A 14,884-nucleotide genomic window follows, 5' to 3' on the forward strand; every position below is an offset into this window, starting at 1 on the left:
TGTGCTTTCATCGAAAGGCTGACGACCGATCTGGCGGCGCGGAAAGTGAATGCGTCCAGGCGTGGAAAGCTTTAGAGCTCAATGGAAATGAACAGTACAGATGTGCGCAGGAAATACTCACCTGATCCAGAGCCTTGATGCGAACCGAGCGCCAGTGGCTTCAACCCCGGCTGTATTCTCAACCTCGGTACCGTTCAGTGTAGCTCGAGGGCGTGAATCGGTCCAGGTGAGAGGTCGAATATTAAGCGGTGCAATGTTTTTGGCTCGACGCTTCGGTATGGTGGAAGATCAGCGTCACCGGACGAAGGGAATCAGATGAACGACCGCGATGCACTCACGGCCATCTCGACCAAGCTCGACACACTGATCGGCGCGGAGACCAACGGTTTGCGGGACGAGGTTCCGCCCGGTTCCAGTGTGCAGCGCACCGAGCAGGACGGCGAGCACGGCCGGTGGGGGCACGATTACCGCCTCGCCAACAAGTATCTCGAGGCCCTCGACATCGGCCAGCCCGGTCTCATCGATCGAGACGAGCTGGAACGTCTTGCACAGGAATACATCTGATCCTCGAGACGTACCTTCAGAAGATTTCACCCATCTCGGTGCGTAGCTGCTTCAGTGACTGAGTGAGGATTCTGGATACATGCATCTGAGAGATGCCGACCTTTTCGGCAATCTGGGATTGGGTGAGATGGCCGAAGAATCTGAGAACGACGATCGTGCGCTCGCGCTCCGGTAGTGCCAGGAGCGCGGGCCGCAGGGTTTCGTGATTGTCGATCCGACTGATCGCTTCGTCGTACTGTCCCAAAGTGTCTATCAGAGTCAGACCACTCCCGTCGCCGGCGGACGCGGTGTCGAGCGGTGTGGTTCGGTACGAATTACCGGCGGTCAAACCTTGTTCGACCTCGTCCGGTTCGATGTCGAGTTCCTTGGCGAGTTCCGCGACTGTCGGTGCACGGCCGAGCGTCTGGGACAAAGTCGTGAGCGCCCGGTTGAGGGCAAGGTGCCGTTCCTGAAGGCTACGAGGCACTCGCACGGACCAGCCGTGATCGCGAAAATGCTTGCGAACCTCACCCATGACGGTCGGGACGGCGAACGACAGGAAATCCGATCCTTTGTCGACGTCGAATCGCTGCACGGCCTGTATGAGCCCGACACGAGCAACTTGCTCCAAGTCCTCGAAAGGCTGGCCACGCCCCTGGTATCGGCGAGCGACGTGTGTGGCCAGGGGTAGGCACAGTTCGATGATCGAGGTGGTGATCTTTTCTCGGCTGGGATCATTCGGCGGAAGCGAGGCCATCGAGACGAACAGTTCGACAGCTGTTTCGTACTGGTCCTTCTTGTCCGGTGGGACAGCGGTCACGCACGCTCCTGGGGCAAGCCCTTTTCAAGCGTCATCGTCAGGGTGATGTGACCGTCCGCGTCGATTTCCGACTGTTCCAAGCGGACGGAATCGACCAGCGCTTCGAGAACGAACCATCCGAAGCTGTGCGACTTGTCGGGTATCTCGGAGTGCGCGATCACGGACACGACGGTCCGAAGTGTGCGGCCGACGGTGTCGAATCGGCAGGTCAAGTCGCTGGACGGTATCGCGTGGCCGATGAGGATGCTCGCGACTTCGTCCATCGCCAGAGCAAGGTCGGCTGTTCCGTCGACATCGAGTCCGGTGTTGTTGGCAACCGTTCGGGTGATTCCGCGCAGAGTGGGAAGTTGAGAGTACGACGCGCGGACGCGGAGCGAGGCGATGGAGTCGTGAGTTAGTTCGGTTTCGGTCGGACTCGACAGAGGGATCAAGGGGCTTCCTGTAGGTAGATGTGGCGTAATTCCGGCGGACCGAGGCAAGGACCGGTACCGGCCGTGCGTGCCAGCCATCTCTACCCCGGAAGTATTCATGGCCTTGGATTACCCTTCGCCCGGCGAACTAACCCTCTTTACCCGAACTAGAGGATGAATTGTGAGACACATCACCTGTGGTGCGGACGTACCGAATCCTCATCTTTCATTTTCGCGTCGTTCGGGTACAGCCGCTTCATGGACACCCATTCGGACAGACAGATCCCCGTACACATACGACCGGAAGGTGTCACTGATGACGAGGTGAAGGCGGCAGGAGTGCTGTCGAACGCCCTTGAAACGGTGGAACGGGCACGCGGTGCCCTGTACGACTTCCATCAGCTGATAGGGCATGCCGATCTGATGCTCGACGAGGTCGTCGAGCTACTGCGATCCAGCGGCAACGACGACCTGGCCGATCAGGTCGAGGGCGAGTTGATCGGCCGGAACGTGGTCGAGGGGCGCTGGACTTTCCAGTTGGTCGAAGAGTTCGACGAGAACTACTGGTCGTTTTTTCGTGAATGCGAGAAAGTGGTGCGCGACAAGCTGGCAGGCGGAGTGCCGCACCTCTTCGAAGCCGAGATGAAGGAGCGACGCCGCACGCACGGTTTGCGGCACCACGAGGCCAGGCCCTGAGGTTCCTACCTACTCTCGTGAGCTCGTCGCGGCACTGATCAGTGGTTCAGTTCGAGCTTTGCGCAGCGATTCTCGCTCGGTCGCCGTCATGCCGCCCCAGATACCGTGGGGTTCCCCGGTCTGGATGGCGTGCACCAGGCATCTCTGCACGACAGGGCATCTGGCGCACACCAGCTTCGCCGAACTCTCGCGCTTCGCTCGCCTGGAGCCGCGCTCGTTCGTGTCGTCGTAGAACAGAGCGGGGTCGGTGTCGCGGCAGGTGCCGGACAGTTGCCAATCCCACTCGTCGGCAAGGGGCCTGGGAGATGTGTAGGAGCGCATGAACATGGACGTTCCCTTCGCTGCGTGACGAACTCGACTCGGATCGCGGATCCAGGTCGGGTGTTAAGGCAAAGCTCGGTCCCGCCGGCCTGAACCGGCGGGACCTTCGAGGCTCCTCCCTCGAGGGGGAAGATTTCGGGGGTACCTCTGGTCGGTCATTACCCAGCCGTACAACTTTTGAATCCCGGTCGTCAGGAATTCTTTTGATCCACGGCACGTCGTTCTGCTGCGGCGACAAGACCACCGGCGATGTCGCGCACCTTGACGTTCCATTCCTGCGACATCTGGACCAGAAAGTCGAAGGCTTGGTCGGCCGAGCACTCACGCTCGGCCATCAGTAATCCCTTGGCCTGCTCGATCAAGGGCCGAGAATCCAAAGCTCTTCTCAGTTCGTCATTTTCCGCGCGAAGGCGGGTGAGGACGTCTGACGCCGAACTGGACTGCTGAGCCAGCGGTCGTTGAACCTCGTATACACGATGAAGCACACCGATGACTCTGCCGTCATCATCGGTGACGGCGGAATTCACCGTATTCCAATAGCGGGTGACAAACATCCCGCTCCCGCGCTCGTCGCGCACGTCGTAACGCTGAGTCGGCAGTGCGTCCCGAGTTCGGGAGTGCATCGTGCGCTCGAATGACGTTGTCAACGAGAAGATTCCATCGGCAAACGAGTCGTCGGGATTGTCGGGGAAGGCTTCGAACACTTCCACTCCGTGCAATTGATCGAGGCTGCGACCGGATACGGCAAGGTATTCGTCGTTTGCGCCCTGGATACGAAAATCGCTGTCCACGAGCAGAAGAGAAGAACTGCTTGCCGCAAATCGATCGCTACGAACGATCGAGCGGAGAGTGCTCGAACTCATGATTGTGTCGTTTCTGTCCTGTCTTCGACGGTTGCGGCCCCTGATATTTCAGAAGTAGTTGATCGCGAGAACTCCAAGGGCGGTGCCTGCCACGATCGATCCGAACAACAAACGCTGCTGCAACACGAACATCTGATACTCGCGACGTGTTTGTGTCGACGTGCCGCGCGAGTCCGCAGACATGCTCTTGCCCTTTCCTGTTGTGGGGAGTGCGGTTTCGGCCGACCCCCGATCGGCCGAAACCGCGGACGGTGCGTCAGTTCTGACGCGCCTCATTTGCGGCATCCTGCTCGGTGGACGCGCCTTCGTGTACGAGGCTGCCACCCGAGTTCTCGAGGTGAGCACGAACGAACCACTGGAACTTTTCCAACTGCGCCGTCTGGCCGATCAACATGTCCTCGGTGATCGGATCGATCTTGCCGACGCTGTCGATTGCGGTGCGACTGTCGGTGATGATCCCGGTGTAGACGAGGTCGAGCGCAGCGAGGTGCGCACGAGCGTCGTCTCGGCCGACGGAGTAGTCGTCCCACGTTCGATCGCGCTCGATTGCTCCCGCAGTGCCCTTGGGCGAGTTACCCAGTGCCGCGATACGTTCGGCCACATCGTCGGCGTAGCCGCGAACCAACTCCACCTGGGGGTCGATCATCTCGTGCACGCCGATGAAGTTGGGGCCCACGACGTTCCAGTGAACGTGCTTGAGCGTGAGGTGAAGATCGTTGTAGGCGCTGAGGCGTTCCTGCAGAATATCGGCGACGGACGAACCGTCTGCGCTGCTCAGTCCCGGTACGGTGAACTCGGACATATGTTTTCCTCTCGTCTTGATGGGGATCGCCCTCCAGTGGGGCGGTCTCGCGCCATCGTCAATCGGATCGCGTGTCGGTCAGGTTCAGTGCGCGAGTGCTACTGGCTCCTCTGTCACCGGGTCGCCGTACATCATCGCGATTCGGCGCTTGACCTCTTCGGTTGTCAAAGTCGCACTTGCGACAGTGATTCCGATGCCGGTGGTGCTCTCGCCCTGTGTGGGCGGGATGTCGATCGTCGTCATCTTGCTCCCGGTGAAGAGTGTGCCGTGAGGGAGTCGGCTGAACCACCGACTCCGACGTCTGGGTGTTCTGCGCCTTCGAGCTCCAGTTATGGCGCTTTCAGGTGCTACAAAATCTATATCAGCCGATGTAGATAATTGGCAAGGCTACTTCGATTCGCGGGCGAAGGAAAGCGCATTGTGCAATCTTGTCGAAATCGGCTTTGATCTGCCATTTCACGCCTTTTCTGCTCGACGATTCTTGTTGTCAGTGGTCCTGGACACGCTTGAATCTATGTCCTGGGCGTCAGATTCACTGCGTGATGGTGCTAAGGTCGGGTGACGCCGATTGAGACAGCCGACACCGAACTAGGAGGTTCCAGTGACGTCGGAATCCCAGACCCGGGCGCTGCGCGGCGTGTACGGGATCTCAGTGATGTCTGAACTGTCCGGGGTAGGACCTCAGACGCTGCGCCTTTACGAGCGAAGGGGCTTGCTCACACCAACCCGCACCGATGGCGGTACGCGCCGGTACAGCGAGGCCGACCTGGATACGCTCGGACGAATCACCGCGCTGATCGACGACGGAGTCAATCTCGTCGGTATTCGTCTGATTCTGTCCCTCGAGGCCGAGAATGCAGTCTTAGCGGCTCGAATCAGCCAGTTGACCGCCGAGGGGGACTAGTGGTGCTGCTCGAGACGATGCCGTTCAGGATGGAGTTTCGGTGCGGGTAGGGTCGCCGAAGTCCGCGTCGGCGGAGATTTTGTTCCCTGCCGCTGCGATCTGTTCGAGCGCGGCGTCCAAAGCATCGACCAACCATTGATGCGACGCCTCCGCGAGGAGGCGATCCGGAGTGTCGGTGTTCTCGGATTGGAAGAACCGCACCAGCCATGATTCTCCGTTGTCGGGTCGATCGGAGAGTCCAGCCGCGGTATTGGTCGCCAGAAGGAACCGGTTGTATTCGAGGTCAACACGAATGGCGTACTCGCCGAACAGGTTCACCACGTTGGCCGGCCGATGAGTAGCGGCAGCGAGCGCAATGAGAGCGTCGTTGTAGGTTTCGGAGTACTTCATCGTGAGGGGCATGGTCGGCCTGTCTTTCTGGGCCGATGCAGCATTGCACGGCTATGTCGAGGAGATCAGTTCGCAGCCGCTGCTTGACGATGAACTGAAACCAATCCTAGCTCGAGTCTCCGAGCGCACTGACGCAAGCCCGTGGGGGGTCAGTTGTTGCGCGCAAAGTTCGACTCACGCTCCGTGAGGAACTGATCGTCCGGAAGCGGTCCAGGTGGGGCAAGCGCAGTCAGGAACGACTCGGCCCACTGATGCACATCGTGTGTCATGACCTGTCGATGCAGCGCAGCCATACGTCGGCGGCCTTCCTTCGGATCCTGATGAACCGCGGTCAGGATCGTATTCTTCACGCCGTCCAGATCGTGCGGGTTGACCAGATATGACTGTCGTAATTCCATTGCGGCACCGGTGAACTCGCTGAGAACGAGAGCACCTCCGAGGTCGCCACGACAGGCCACGTACTCCTTGGCCACCAGATTCATCCCGTCGCGCATCGGCGTCACGAGCATGACGTCGGCAGCGACGAACAGTGCGATCAGTTCTTCACGGTCGACCGGCTGATACAGGTAGTGAACGACGGGGCGGCCGATCTGACTGTGGTCACCGTTGATGCGGCCCACCTGCTCTTCGATGACGCTACGCAGGTCGATATAGTGCTGCACGCGTTCACGACTGGGCGTCGCGAGCTGCACCATCGTGTACTTCTCCGGATCCAGACGGTCCTCGTCGAGGAGTTCCTTCAAGGCTTGAAGCCGCAGGTCGATACCCTTGGTGTAGTCCAGCCGGTCGACTCCCAGCAAGATTTTCTCGGGATTTCCCAGCTCTTCCTTCAATTCGCGCGCGCGACGCAGGACCGAATCGCTTTTCGACTGGCGCTCGAGTTCGGCAGAATCGACGGAGATGGGAAAGGCGCCCACCTTGACGACGCGAGAATCGAAATCCACATGCCCGAGCGCACTTCGAACACCGACGCCCGCGGTCGTCGTCTTGAGGCCGAGAAGTTTGCGGGCCAAGAACAGGAAATTGTTTGCGCCACCAGGTAAGTGGAAGCCGATCAGATCGGCGCCCAGCATTCCCCTGACGATCTCCTTGCGCCACGGAAGCTGCATGAAGAGCTCGACCGGAGGGAACGGGATGTGAAGAAAGAACCCGATCGTCAGATCTGGGCGCAGCTCGCGCAGCATCGCCGGCACAAGTTGCAACTGATAGTCCTGCACCCAGACAGTCGCTCCGTCCGCGGCGCAACGCGCGGTTTCCTCGGCGAACCGCTGGTTGACTGCGACGTAGGTGTGCCACCACGACCGCTCGAACGTCGGAGCCACCAGAACGTCGTGGTAGAGCGGCCACAACGTGTCGTTGGAGAACCCCTCGTAGTACTCGGCGAGGTCCTGAGAGGTCAGCTCGACGGGAAACAGACGAAGGCCGTCAACCACTATCGGATCGACCTTCTCGTCCGCGACCCCCGGCCAGCCGACCCAGGCGCCATCCCGCTGTCGCAGGATGGGTTCGAGCGCAGTGACGAGCCCACCCGGACTTCGCTTCCAGTTCTTGCTTCCGTCTTCGTCGGTTTCGAGATCGACCGGCAGTCGGTTTGCGACGACGACGAATTCGGAGAGCTTTTCGAGATCGGTACTCACGCCGACATCGGCTCCGCCAGGGTCTCGTCCAGGACGGAGGTCGAGGACAGGTACGCGACTGCATCGGCTGTCGAGTCGGTGTACACGATGTCGGTGTCCATCTTCAGAAGAGACAGCGGACGCCTGACAGGGTGCGCTGCGACGAGCGTCCACGGCACGCCGAGCCTCCGTGCCTTGGCCGACAGAGTCTCGATGATGGAAAGACCTCCGACGGAGATGAACTGGACGTCCGAGCAGTCGAGTACGAACGGGTGTCGCTCACCGATCAGGTCGTCGACGCAGGCAGCGAAATCAGCTCGGGACCGGACGTCGATCTCGCCGCTGACCACGAGCGACTGAATGTTTTCGGCACAGGTCGTCGTGAAGGTGGGGGGACTGTCCGTACGCTCATCTGTAGTTCTCGAAAACTCGTTCATCGAAACTCCTGACGGATTGCTCGAAACGGTTCGTTCGAACGGTCTGGTTCGAAACGGTTTCGTTCGAAACCGGGAAACGGCACGGGAAGCAACGCACGAACCGTGCTCGTCTTCAACGGCTGGGTACTCAACCGTGCTGAGTGCCTACCTTACCGCATCGCGAAAACCCAGGTGAAAAGCGTTAGATCCGTACGGATTTCAAGGTCCCGTGAGCGTCGGCCCACGGGACCTTGGTCCCGATGGTTCAGACCTTCCGGGATCAGTCGGTGTCAGTCGCCGGGCCGGTGCTCGAGGCTCCGCCCTCGTCGGCCCACGTACGTTCGCCCGACGGATCGGTCTGAACGTCCTTGGGTGCGGTGTCGGAGCCGGTTCCCGGACCGTGGTCGGTGCCGGTGGTCTGCGGCTCGTCCGTCTGATCCGTGCGGTCGGTGGAATTCTGTTCACTCATGGTGTGCGTTTCCTTCGGGAAGTCGTTGTTCATGTACTTGTCGTTTCCTGCTCACCCGCGAGGGGTACTCAGTAGGGGGTAGTGCGTCACGTCGAGCCAGTACGTCACGTCGAGTCCATACCGGCAAAGTCAGCTGTCACCGAAGCAGGAGATTTCACGTGAACCATATGACCGTGACGACCGAACACCTGCGTGCACTGCTGGGCAGTGGCCCCCATTCGGAACTGGTAGCGGTCGGGGGCGAGATCGAGATCTACGTCCCCGATGAAGAAGGGTTCGGTCTCGAGGGTATCTCGCTTGTCACTCGCGAGCAGTTGGCCGAACGTCTACCGTCCTCACCCGACAACCCCGACGAAGGTGAACTACGTATCGCCGCAGAATCGTTGAGCGAGATGATCGCCGAACTCGGCGGTTGAACTCCGAAGTTCGGGGCAGCCGACGTCAGATCTGCGGGATCGGATCCGGAGGGTACGGGTTCGGTGGCGTCGGAGTCGGTGGCACGGGCGGCGGATTCATCGGATCGGGTGGTGTCGGCGCCGGTGGTGTCGGCGGCCCCGGGTCGGGGGCGGGGCCCGGATCCGGTGGTGGGGGAGTGGTCATGAGTGCCGGGTTCCCAAACACTTGCCGAACAAACACCTAGTGTTCGGAGTGGCTTTTGGTGTTCGCTTCGGCAGGTAGATCATCGACGATGTCGACTACGGCGACGTGGATGCTCTCTGCAGAGACCGGTGGGTCCGTCTCGCCGAGGATCAGGTGAACGACATCGACGACGGTGAATCGAACCCGGTCCGACAGTTCGGCCAGATCCACTCCGTATGGCGCTGCCAGTTCGATACGTAGTGAACGTATTTCGTGGCCGTCGACGAAGAACTCGATGCTGCTCGGCGAGCAGTGGTGCCGAGAACGTATCTCGGCGGCCAAGTGGGTGCGGAGTACGTGATCGCTCACCGACACCGTGCCTAGACGTGGACCTTCCGACGCGTGTGCGTCGAGCGGCCAACCGGACGCCGAGGTCGACCGTAGCGCCCGGATCACCTTGTCGCTGATTCGATCCCAGCCCGGCTCGGGAGCGTTCCGCAGGACGTCGGATGCGTGCGCCATCAATGCGTCGGTTCGTGATTCAGTCATCGCCACCTCGTCATTCGTTCACTCAGGTTAGCCCGTGCGCGATGGTGATGCCCGCGCACCGCATCCGGGGTGAGTCTTAGAATCTTGCCGATTTGAACGAACGTGAGCATCTCCACCTCTCGCAGCGTCCATGCCGCACGCTGGCGATAAGGCAGTTCACCCAACGCTTCTTCCAGTGCCTCGAGGAACGCGGAGTTCGAGGTCGTGTCGAACGGGCCGGCCTCGGGAGACGGCACGAGAGGATCGAGCAATCTGTCGTCGATCGGTTGAGCTCTCTTGATTCGATAGCTGTCCACGATCTTTCGGGAACAGATCGCGAAAAGCCATGTTCGCATCGACGATTCGCCACGAAACGAATCGAGTCGACGCCAGGCGGCCACGAAGGTGTCCTGGACTACCTCGAGAATGTCACCTTCGTCTGCGAGCATGCGACGCGCATAGCGGTGAAGTGCAGGTCCGTAGTAGTGCACCAGTGACTCGAATGCTTCTCGGTCGCCGAGTATCGCAGCGTTCACTGTCGCGGTGTCCAAACCGTCAGGTGCTTCGGTGAGCCCCTGTGTATGCGGTAACGCCACAGTCGCTCCTCTCGCGGAAATGCGGAAAACTCGGCTGCGTTCGAAGATTGTTCGCCCGGCCGGGGCGTTGAATGTTACGGATAGTAACTAACAAGTGTCAGTGATGCACGTCACCTGACTGGGGCATTCGGTTTTGCCTTCGAGTGACGACTACACAGGTAGATCGATCAACAGGAGGAGATGACAATGGTCAGCACGCAGGTTGCGACAGCATCTACGAAGGATGTTGCATCATCGAACGACTCGGCTCTCGTGAGTTCGCAAGGAAAGACGTCGATCGCCGACACCGTTGTCTCGAAGATTGCCGGCATCGCCACGCGAGAGGTGAGCGGCGTGTACGACGTCGGCGGCGGAGCGTCGCGGGTTGTCGGGGCACTGCGCGAGCGGATCCCCGGCGCGAGTGTCAACCACTCCCAGGGAGTATCGGTCGAGGTCGGCGAAAAGCAGGCAGCGGTCGACATCGACATCGTGGCCGAGTACGGCGTATCGCTCGCCGATCTGGCCACCGGCATTCGCCGCAACGTCATTGCGGCGCTCGAACGGATGACGGGTCTCGAAGTGACCGAGGTGAACATCACGGTTCACGACGTTCACCTCGACGAGGGCAGTGACGACGAAACCGGCGAGCCCAAGACTGCACGGGTGCAGTGAGTTCCGAAATCGCCGACACCATCGCGGCGGCTGTGACGGGGATACCTGGGGTCGCCTCGCTTCATGCCGGAATGTTCGGCGAGGTTGGCACGTACCTCCCCGGCCGCCGCGTCGTCGGCGTGCGGGTGACGGAGTCGTCGACAGACATCCATGTGTGCATCTTCGCCGACGCCGCCGTTCGAGACACGGCTTTACGTATCCGCCAAGCGGTTTCAGGACTCGTTACAGGCCCCGTGAACGTGACCGTGGAAGACGTAGTCGGTCGTGCGCACGATGCCTGAGCACTCTCGGGGTTCAGTTCCCGATCGACGATCCGCACGCCGAGAGGCGATCAGGAGCTACCACCCCGACGTGGGCGGATCTGCCGACGCGCTCAATCGAGCGCTCGAACGCGTCGACCGGGACTTCGCGTCCCCGATCGGTGTGGGTGTGCGCAGGACACTGCGCGGCACGATGCGGCAGATAGCGAAACCCGCTCGGACCCAGTACACGCGTTTGCGCGCTCGGTTTCCGGGTGCCAAGACCTACACCGAGATCTGACTCGCACCAACGAACATCATCCACAACGGAGGATTCACATGACCACCTCGACTGTCGGCCTACTGGCAGGACTACTTCTCGGAGTCGCAGCTGCTGCAGGCGGTTTCACCGGATTCCTCATCGCTCTGGTTCTCGGTGTGATCGGATACCTCGTCGGTGGTCAGCGTGACGGCGAGTTCGATCTCGGTGTGATGCTGAAGGGTCGCGGACGTGGCTGAGACAGCTCGACCGGAGTCGTCTGTGCTTGCCGAGCCGGGCGATCGCGGAACGCTGACGATTCGAGACAGAGTCGCGCAGAAGTTGGTTCTCGAGGCGACGCGCGGGACCCCAGGGGTGCGTCATCACGCCGGCGGCATGGACAAACTGACCGGGCGTGAACTGCCGAGGGCGCGAGTGCTGGTATCCGGCAAGCGGGTACGGGCCAAGGTGGACATCGCGATCGAGTGGCCCGGATCCTTGTCGGTCATCGGTACCGCGGTGCGAGAGAACGTGACAACCCAGTTGCAGTCTGTATCGGGCCTGGACGTAGACGGCGTGGACGTGGCGATCGTGAGCGTTCTCCCGGCATCGACCAAGCGTGACGCGGGAAGGAAAGTGCGATGACCGCCGACAAGGTCGCACCACCCACTGCCTCGAGGGCTGCTGCTCCTGTTCCCCTTGCGGCGCCCGGATCGGCCGTCACGGGATTCCTCATCGCCGCGGCGCTACTTGCGCTCGGCGTGGTCGGCGTCCGCGACGCGCTGGTGGATACCGGCGTGATCACCGGGTCGCAGTGGATACCAAGTGCTGCCGCATATGTGGACGGGCTCGCGTACCAGGGTTGGATGTTGCCGGCGGGGATCGCAGCCGTCGTTCTCGGCCTGTGGTTCGTCATCCTCGGACTCAAACCGCGACGAAAGACTGCCAATGCCTTGGTCGGAGTCGCGAATACGTGGATCGATCCCGCCGATGTAGCGGCGATAGCGTCTGTTCGCGTCGAGTCACTGGCCCAGGTTCGATCCGCTTCGTCACACGCGACCCGGCGCAAGCTGGAAGTGAAGGCCTCGGTCACGCCCGATGGAGCCGCCACCGCTGAATCGGAAATCCGTGCGGTGCTGGGGGACTTGGCCGGGTCGCTGTCACCATCGCCGCGAATCAAGGTTCGTATCCAGACGGGATCGCTGTCATGACTCGGACGGCGACGGCGATGGATCGTATGGCGACATGCGTCGTAGGGATGCTTGCGATAGCGCTGGGAGTTGCAGCGATCCTGTGGAATCGCGACGTGATCAAGGATTTCCCGGCGCGTATCGAGATCCCGTGGGCTGAAGATCTTGTCGATCACTCGTGGTGGCCATGGGCTGTCGGAGCTGGGGGAGTACTGCTAGTCCTCCTCGCGTTGCGGTGGTTGATCGCGCATGTGCCGCTGCGTCGGGTGAAAGAGATCACGGTCCCTGGGTCGAACTCGCACAATTCCATCACCGCGGATCTGGGTGCAGTGGCGGAAGGAGCGAGCGCATCACTGGAGGACTTCGACGAAGTGTCGCGTGTCCGAGGAAAAGCGTTGCTCGATCGTGGAGTTCGCACGATCGATTTGCGAGTGACATTGAGACGTAGCGTCGTATCCGGATCGGAAACGTTGTCCGAGTTGATTTCTCGCGTCACTGACACCGGGGATCAAGTCGAGTCGATGGTCGGTGATCCATCCGTCGCGACCAGAACTCACATCGCCGTGGAAAGCGCGAAACGCGATGAGCCGAGAACTCTCTGATCAATCGAGGTTTGAGCCTCCCGGTGACCGGGTATTGGTAGACCTCCCGATCGTGCACAGAGTCATGGATGTTGCTGTGGCACTGTGTGTCACGTTGCTCCTTGCGACCGTGACCTCGATGGCGATCGCGATCGTAGTGACGCTGATCATGTGCGCGTCGGTGAGTGTCGTTTCTCGTATGTGGTGAATCGCCAGTCATTTTGGTTCTGTCGTGAACACCTGATAGAAAGGTAAGCAGACAATGTGGCTGCTACTGAGTGCACGATCCCCCGCGTCGTGCGGCGGAGAGTCCGGTTGTGTGCAAACACAACCCGCGATCACGGTCTAGTTGCGCGGGCCGATCGCTCGGAACTCTCCCTTCACCGGCAGTCTCTCATTGCGCCGTCCCTTACCTCAAGGAGTCACAATGCTCTCACTCGGAATCATCGCCTGGATCATCATCGGTGGACTAGCGGGTTGGATCGGCAGCAAGATCATGAAAACCGATGCGCAGCAGGGGATCTTCCTCAACATCGTTGTCGGTGTGATCGGCGGCCTGATCGGTGGTTTCCTGCTTCGAGTCTTCGGCGTCGATGTCGAGGGCGCGGGCTGGATCTTCAGCTTCCTCACTTGCCTCCTCGGCGCTGTCATCTTGCTGTTCCTGGTCAAGGCAGTCACCGGAAAACGCTGACACATTTGTCCACGCAGTTCGAGTTCGACTGAATCCACGGCCGAATCCCACGGCCGAACGCACGACCGAATCCAAGAAGGAGAAATACATGTCTGACTTCATCGACAAGGCAAAGCACCGCGCTGAGGATCTCATCGGCGAAGCGAAGGAAAAGTTCGGAAACGCCACGGGCAACGATGATCTGGCTGCCGAGGGTGTTGCCGATCAGGGCGAGGCGAAGGTCAAGAAGGCCGGAGACACTGTCAGTGACAAGGTCTCGGATATCAAGGACAAGTTCACAAGCTGAGTGAGCTTCAGCGCGGTTGATCGGCACGTCCGGTCAACCGCGCTTTTGTGTGCCTCCCCGGCCGTTGCGGCTACCGCGATACGCGAACTTGCGCGTTTCTGCGAGCCACTCCGGAAGCATGCGCATGTGGGCCGGTGTGTTCAGAATCGGATCGAAGGACGGCTGGAGGCAATCCGGGTGGTCCTCGACTTCGTCGAGGCAGAGATGTCCGATCGGTATCAACTGAAGTTGAATCCTCGCGAGGTACACGGAGAAGTGCAGCGGGGAATGATCGACCGCAGCTTTCAATGCTGACAAAGAAGTGCCGGCCGGATGGACACCGCGCGGTGTCACGATCAGCCACGCCGCGGCACCGCCCGCGCGTGAGTAAGGAACCAGTGTGCTGTATCTCGCGCCGTTCCACGAGAAAGCCGGAGCTGGAAACATTTTCGAGAAGGTAGAAAGTCCTGATGTTGCGAGAAGAATGTCCCACGGGTTTTCATCTGCGCCGACATCGTGCAACCGAAGCGCCAGGCCGAGTACGTCGGGTAGGTCTCCGGGTGTTCCGAGGGCTTTCGACATTCGAGCGGTGACGGTAATCGTCGACGACTCCGATACCGGCCACCATGGGGTGGCCGGCTTCAATGTTCCCTTCAGTTCGATCCCGTGAGGGTGAAAAACCCTGGCCATGCGCAGCGATGATGCGAAGTGGAACGGCGCACCGACCAGCTTCCCGATCGCACTCTTGCCGGCGGGGATGATCGAATTGATCGTCACAGCTTCCTTTATCTGAGAATTCTCCGCCCGTGAAGCGCCCGGACTGGACGGACGTTCAGGCGTATTGACGGGCTTTTCAGTGGCGTCTTTCGACTTTCCAATGGTGGTGATTGCTAATCATGTGACATGCCGTAACAAAAGTCTCGCCCGCCGGGATAATTAGCCAAACGCATAAATTGGTCGTTATGGTTTGTTTGTCCGTAACGGTGCGATCGGACCTGCGACCGTCGCGAACTGGCGAGATTGCTACTCGTGATTTGTGTTTGGTGATTGCGCGG

At 60.3% G+C, this 14,884-nt stretch carries 28 protein-coding genes; 14 read left to right on the top strand and 14 right to left on the bottom strand.

Going from position 1 to position 14,884, the window contains the following annotated elements; translation table 11 throughout:
* The first annotated feature begins 315 nt into the window (after positions 1 to 315).
* Complete coding sequence (locus ATN38_RS14725) at positions 316 to 564, top strand: hypothetical protein (protein WP_003943680.1); 249 nt, start codon at positions 316 to 318, stop codon at positions 562 to 564.
* A 16-nt stretch (positions 565 to 580) separates the two neighbouring features.
* On the opposite strand, the gene ATN38_RS14730 is transcribed toward ATN38_RS14725, so the two are convergent.
* Together ATN38_RS14730 and ATN38_RS14735 are read right to left on the bottom strand one after the other, a co-directional pair.
* Complete coding sequence (locus ATN38_RS14730) at positions 581 to 1,363, bottom strand: SigB/SigF/SigG family RNA polymerase sigma factor (RefSeq protein WP_003943639.1); 783 nt, start codon at positions 1,361 to 1,363, stop codon at positions 581 to 583.
* The gene (locus ATN38_RS14735) at positions 1,360 to 1,794 is read right to left on the bottom strand and encodes an anti-sigma factor (protein ID WP_003943620.1); all 435 of its coding nucleotides are present in this window, start codon (positions 1,792 to 1,794) and stop codon (positions 1,360 to 1,362) included. The genes ATN38_RS14730 and ATN38_RS14735 overlap by 4 nt, the downstream gene beginning before the upstream one ends.
* Positions 1,795 to 2,031: 237 nt before the next feature.
* On the opposite strand from ATN38_RS14735, the gene ATN38_RS14740 reads away from it, so the two are divergent.
* Positions 2,032 to 2,469, top strand: coding sequence for a hypothetical protein (locus tag ATN38_RS14740; RefSeq protein WP_037131043.1), 438 nt, complete (start codon positions 2,032 to 2,034; stop codon positions 2,467 to 2,469).
* 9 nt (positions 2,470 to 2,478) lie between these two features.
* Here ATN38_RS14740 and ATN38_RS14745 read toward each other — a convergent pair whose 3' ends face one another.
* From ATN38_RS14745 to ATN38_RS14765, 5 genes are all read right to left on the bottom strand, one after another.
* The gene (locus tag ATN38_RS14745; protein WP_003943622.1) at positions 2,479 to 2,796 is read right to left on the bottom strand and encodes a WhiB family transcriptional regulator; all 318 of its coding nucleotides are present in this window, start codon (positions 2,794 to 2,796) and stop codon (positions 2,479 to 2,481) included.
* Positions 2,797 to 2,981: 185 nt separating this feature from the next.
* Positions 2,982 to 3,653: an ANTAR domain-containing protein gene (locus tag ATN38_RS14750; protein WP_003943739.1), complete on the bottom strand. Its 672-nt coding sequence runs from the start codon at positions 3,651 to 3,653 to the stop codon at positions 2,982 to 2,984.
* Positions 3,654 to 3,701: 48 nt separating this feature from the next.
* Positions 3,702 to 3,836: a hypothetical protein gene (locus ATN38_RS32775; RefSeq protein WP_003943674.1), complete on the bottom strand. Its 135-nt coding sequence runs from the start codon at positions 3,834 to 3,836 to the stop codon at positions 3,702 to 3,704.
* Positions 3,837 to 3,909: 73 nt separating this feature from the next.
* Positions 3,910 to 4,455, bottom strand: coding sequence for a Dps family protein (locus ATN38_RS14760; protein WP_003943731.1), 546 nt, complete (start codon positions 4,453 to 4,455; stop codon positions 3,910 to 3,912).
* Between the two features lie 84 nt (positions 4,456 to 4,539).
* The gene (locus ATN38_RS14765; RefSeq protein ID WP_003943664.1) at positions 4,540 to 4,698 is read right to left on the bottom strand and encodes a hypothetical protein; all 159 of its coding nucleotides are present in this window, start codon (positions 4,696 to 4,698) and stop codon (positions 4,540 to 4,542) included.
* Between the two features lie 358 nt (positions 4,699 to 5,056).
* Here ATN38_RS14765 and ATN38_RS14770 point away from each other — a divergent pair, with 358 nt between their 5' ends.
* Positions 5,057 to 5,359, top strand: a complete 303-nt coding sequence (locus ATN38_RS14770) for a MerR family transcriptional regulator (RefSeq protein ID WP_003943719.1) — start codon at positions 5,057 to 5,059, stop codon at positions 5,357 to 5,359.
* 24 nt (positions 5,360 to 5,383) lie between these two features.
* Here the strand turns inward: ATN38_RS14770 and ATN38_RS14775 are convergent, their stop codons facing one another.
* From ATN38_RS14775 to ATN38_RS14790, 4 genes are all read right to left on the bottom strand, one after another.
* Positions 5,384 to 5,761 carry a hypothetical protein gene (locus ATN38_RS14775; RefSeq protein WP_007726560.1) on the bottom strand — a complete coding sequence of 126 codons (378 nt, stop codon included), beginning with the start codon at positions 5,759 to 5,761 and terminating at the stop codon, positions 5,384 to 5,386.
* A 137-nt stretch (positions 5,762 to 5,898) separates the two neighbouring features.
* Positions 5,899 to 7,386: a trehalose-6-phosphate synthase gene (locus ATN38_RS14780; RefSeq protein ID WP_003943632.1), complete on the bottom strand. Its 1,488-nt coding sequence runs from the start codon at positions 7,384 to 7,386 to the stop codon at positions 5,899 to 5,901.
* Entirely contained in the window at positions 7,383 to 7,802 is a 420-nt protein-coding gene (locus tag ATN38_RS14785) for an STAS domain-containing protein (RefSeq protein WP_007726563.1), read from the bottom strand. Before ATN38_RS14785 ends, ATN38_RS14780 begins: the two co-directional genes overlap by 4 nt.
* Positions 7,803 to 8,061: 259 nt before the next feature.
* Entirely contained in the window at positions 8,062 to 8,250 is a 189-nt protein-coding gene (locus ATN38_RS14790) for a PI-type proteinase (RefSeq protein ID WP_136472457.1), read from the bottom strand.
* Positions 8,251 to 8,417: 167 nt separating this feature from the next.
* Here ATN38_RS14790 and ATN38_RS14795 point away from each other — a divergent pair, with 167 nt between their 5' ends.
* The gene (locus tag ATN38_RS14795) at positions 8,418 to 8,666 is read left to right on the top strand and encodes a hypothetical protein (protein ID WP_007726566.1); all 249 of its coding nucleotides are present in this window, start codon (positions 8,418 to 8,420) and stop codon (positions 8,664 to 8,666) included.
* A 220-nt stretch (positions 8,667 to 8,886) separates the two neighbouring features.
* Here ATN38_RS14795 and ATN38_RS14800 read toward each other — a convergent pair whose 3' ends face one another.
* Together ATN38_RS14800 and ATN38_RS14805 are read right to left on the bottom strand one after the other, a co-directional pair.
* Positions 8,887 to 9,378 carry a hypothetical protein gene (locus tag ATN38_RS14800; RefSeq protein ID WP_202426214.1) on the bottom strand — a complete coding sequence of 164 codons (492 nt, stop codon included), beginning with the start codon at positions 9,376 to 9,378 and terminating at the stop codon, positions 8,887 to 8,889.
* Positions 9,375 to 9,953 (bottom strand): RNA polymerase sigma factor, encoded by a 579-nt coding sequence (locus tag ATN38_RS14805; RefSeq protein ID WP_007726571.1) that lies wholly within the window; start codon positions 9,951 to 9,953, stop codon positions 9,375 to 9,377. The genes ATN38_RS14800 and ATN38_RS14805 overlap by 4 nt, the downstream gene beginning before the upstream one ends.
* Positions 9,954 to 10,139: 186 nt before the next feature.
* Here ATN38_RS14805 and ATN38_RS14810 point away from each other — a divergent pair, with 186 nt between their 5' ends.
* The 10 genes from ATN38_RS14810 (at position 10,140) to ATN38_RS14850 (ending at position 13,850) form a co-directional block, all read left to right on the top strand.
* The gene (locus ATN38_RS14810; protein ID WP_003943699.1) at positions 10,140 to 10,604 is read left to right on the top strand and encodes an Asp23/Gls24 family envelope stress response protein; all 465 of its coding nucleotides are present in this window, start codon (positions 10,140 to 10,142) and stop codon (positions 10,602 to 10,604) included.
* The gene (locus ATN38_RS14815; RefSeq protein ID WP_042452304.1) at positions 10,601 to 10,885 is read left to right on the top strand and encodes a hypothetical protein; all 285 of its coding nucleotides are present in this window, start codon (positions 10,601 to 10,603) and stop codon (positions 10,883 to 10,885) included. The genes ATN38_RS14810 and ATN38_RS14815 overlap by 4 nt, the downstream gene beginning before the upstream one ends.
* Before the next feature lie 70 nt (positions 10,886 to 10,955).
* The gene (locus tag ATN38_RS14820) at positions 10,956 to 11,144 is read left to right on the top strand and encodes a hypothetical protein (protein WP_007726577.1); all 189 of its coding nucleotides are present in this window, start codon (positions 10,956 to 10,958) and stop codon (positions 11,142 to 11,144) included.
* Positions 11,145 to 11,182: 38 nt separating this feature from the next.
* A complete protein-coding gene (locus tag ATN38_RS14825) occupies positions 11,183 to 11,362 on the top strand; it encodes a hypothetical protein (RefSeq protein WP_003943629.1) in 180 nt (59 codons plus the stop codon).
* Positions 11,355 to 11,747, top strand: a complete 393-nt coding sequence (locus tag ATN38_RS14830) for an Asp23/Gls24 family envelope stress response protein (protein WP_051649755.1) — start codon at positions 11,355 to 11,357, stop codon at positions 11,745 to 11,747. The genes ATN38_RS14825 and ATN38_RS14830 overlap by 8 nt, the downstream gene beginning before the upstream one ends.
* Positions 11,744 to 12,313: a DUF6286 domain-containing protein gene (locus tag ATN38_RS14835; RefSeq protein ID WP_019747451.1), complete on the top strand. Its 570-nt coding sequence runs from the start codon at positions 11,744 to 11,746 to the stop codon at positions 12,311 to 12,313. The genes ATN38_RS14830 and ATN38_RS14835 overlap by 4 nt, the downstream gene beginning before the upstream one ends.
* Positions 12,310 to 12,894 (top strand): hypothetical protein, encoded by a 585-nt coding sequence (locus tag ATN38_RS14840; protein ID WP_193595556.1) that lies wholly within the window; start codon positions 12,310 to 12,312, stop codon positions 12,892 to 12,894. Before ATN38_RS14835 ends, ATN38_RS14840 begins: the two co-directional genes overlap by 4 nt.
* A gap of 64 nt (positions 12,895 to 12,958) precedes the next feature.
* Entirely contained in the window at positions 12,959 to 13,081 is a 123-nt protein-coding gene (locus tag ATN38_RS32780; protein ID WP_256520448.1) for a hypothetical protein, read from the top strand.
* 219 nt (positions 13,082 to 13,300) lie between these two features.
* Positions 13,301 to 13,564 carry a GlsB/YeaQ/YmgE family stress response membrane protein gene (locus tag ATN38_RS14845; RefSeq protein WP_047890188.1) on the top strand — a complete coding sequence of 88 codons (264 nt, stop codon included), beginning with the start codon at positions 13,301 to 13,303 and terminating at the stop codon, positions 13,562 to 13,564.
* A gap of 88 nt (positions 13,565 to 13,652) precedes the next feature.
* Positions 13,653 to 13,850 carry a CsbD family protein gene (locus ATN38_RS14850; protein WP_007726588.1) on the top strand — a complete coding sequence of 66 codons (198 nt, stop codon included), beginning with the start codon at positions 13,653 to 13,655 and terminating at the stop codon, positions 13,848 to 13,850.
* 33 nt (positions 13,851 to 13,883) lie between these two features.
* Here the strand turns inward: ATN38_RS14850 and ATN38_RS14855 are convergent, their stop codons facing one another.
* Positions 13,884 to 14,606 (bottom strand): hypothetical protein, encoded by a 723-nt coding sequence (locus ATN38_RS14855; RefSeq protein WP_003943634.1) that lies wholly within the window; start codon positions 14,604 to 14,606, stop codon positions 13,884 to 13,886.
* Between the last annotated feature and the right edge of the window lie 278 nt (positions 14,607 to 14,884).

This window comes from Rhodococcus sp. FH8 (assembly GCF_019266085.1).
Lineage (GTDB): Bacteria > Actinomycetota > Actinomycetes > Mycobacteriales > Mycobacteriaceae > Rhodococcus_F > Rhodococcus_F qingshengii.

Coding starts and splice junctions, on each gene's coding strand:
- ATN38_RS32775 (WP_003943674.1), bottom strand. CDS start 3,836: ATGTCTGCGGACTCGCGCGGCACGTCGACACAAACACGTCGCGAGTAT.
- ATN38_RS14745 (WP_003943622.1), bottom strand. CDS start 2,796: ATGTTCATGCGCTCCTACACATCTCCCAGGCCCCTTGCCGACGAGTGG.
- ATN38_RS14810 (WP_003943699.1), top strand. CDS start 10,140: ATGGTCAGCACGCAGGTTGCGACAGCATCTACGAAGGATGTTGCATCA.
- ATN38_RS14760 (WP_003943731.1), bottom strand. CDS start 4,455: ATGTCCGAGTTCACCGTACCGGGACTGAGCAGCGCAGACGGTTCGTCC.
- ATN38_RS14800 (WP_202426214.1), bottom strand. CDS start 9,378: ATGACTGAATCACGAACCGACGCATTGATGGCGCACGCATCCGACGTC.
- ATN38_RS14790 (WP_136472457.1), bottom strand. CDS start 8,250: ATGAGTGAACAGAATTCCACCGACCGCACGGATCAGACGGACGAGCCG.
- ATN38_RS14785 (WP_007726563.1), bottom strand. CDS start 7,802: ATGAACGAGTTTTCGAGAACTACAGATGAGCGTACGGACAGTCCCCCC.
- ATN38_RS14835 (WP_019747451.1), top strand. CDS start 11,744: ATGACCGCCGACAAGGTCGCACCACCCACTGCCTCGAGGGCTGCTGCT.
- ATN38_RS14845 (WP_047890188.1), top strand. CDS start 13,301: ATGCTCTCACTCGGAATCATCGCCTGGATCATCATCGGTGGACTAGCG.
- ATN38_RS14765 (WP_003943664.1), bottom strand. CDS start 4,698: ATGACGACGATCGACATCCCGCCCACACAGGGCGAGAGCACCACCGGC.
- ATN38_RS14725 (WP_003943680.1), top strand. CDS start 316: ATGAACGACCGCGATGCACTCACGGCCATCTCGACCAAGCTCGACACA.
- ATN38_RS32780 (WP_256520448.1), top strand. CDS start 12,959: ATGGATGTTGCTGTGGCACTGTGTGTCACGTTGCTCCTTGCGACCGTG.
- ATN38_RS14825 (WP_003943629.1), top strand. CDS start 11,183: ATGACCACCTCGACTGTCGGCCTACTGGCAGGACTACTTCTCGGAGTC.
- ATN38_RS14850 (WP_007726588.1), top strand. CDS start 13,653: ATGTCTGACTTCATCGACAAGGCAAAGCACCGCGCTGAGGATCTCATC.
- ATN38_RS14840 (WP_193595556.1), top strand. CDS start 12,310: ATGACTCGGACGGCGACGGCGATGGATCGTATGGCGACATGCGTCGTA.
- ATN38_RS14740 (WP_037131043.1), top strand. CDS start 2,032: ATGGACACCCATTCGGACAGACAGATCCCCGTACACATACGACCGGAA.
- ATN38_RS14750 (WP_003943739.1), bottom strand. CDS start 3,653: ATGAGTTCGAGCACTCTCCGCTCGATCGTTCGTAGCGATCGATTTGCG.
- ATN38_RS14775 (WP_007726560.1), bottom strand. CDS start 5,761: ATGCCCCTCACGATGAAGTACTCCGAAACCTACAACGACGCTCTCATT.
- ATN38_RS14795 (WP_007726566.1), top strand. CDS start 8,418: ATGACCGTGACGACCGAACACCTGCGTGCACTGCTGGGCAGTGGCCCC.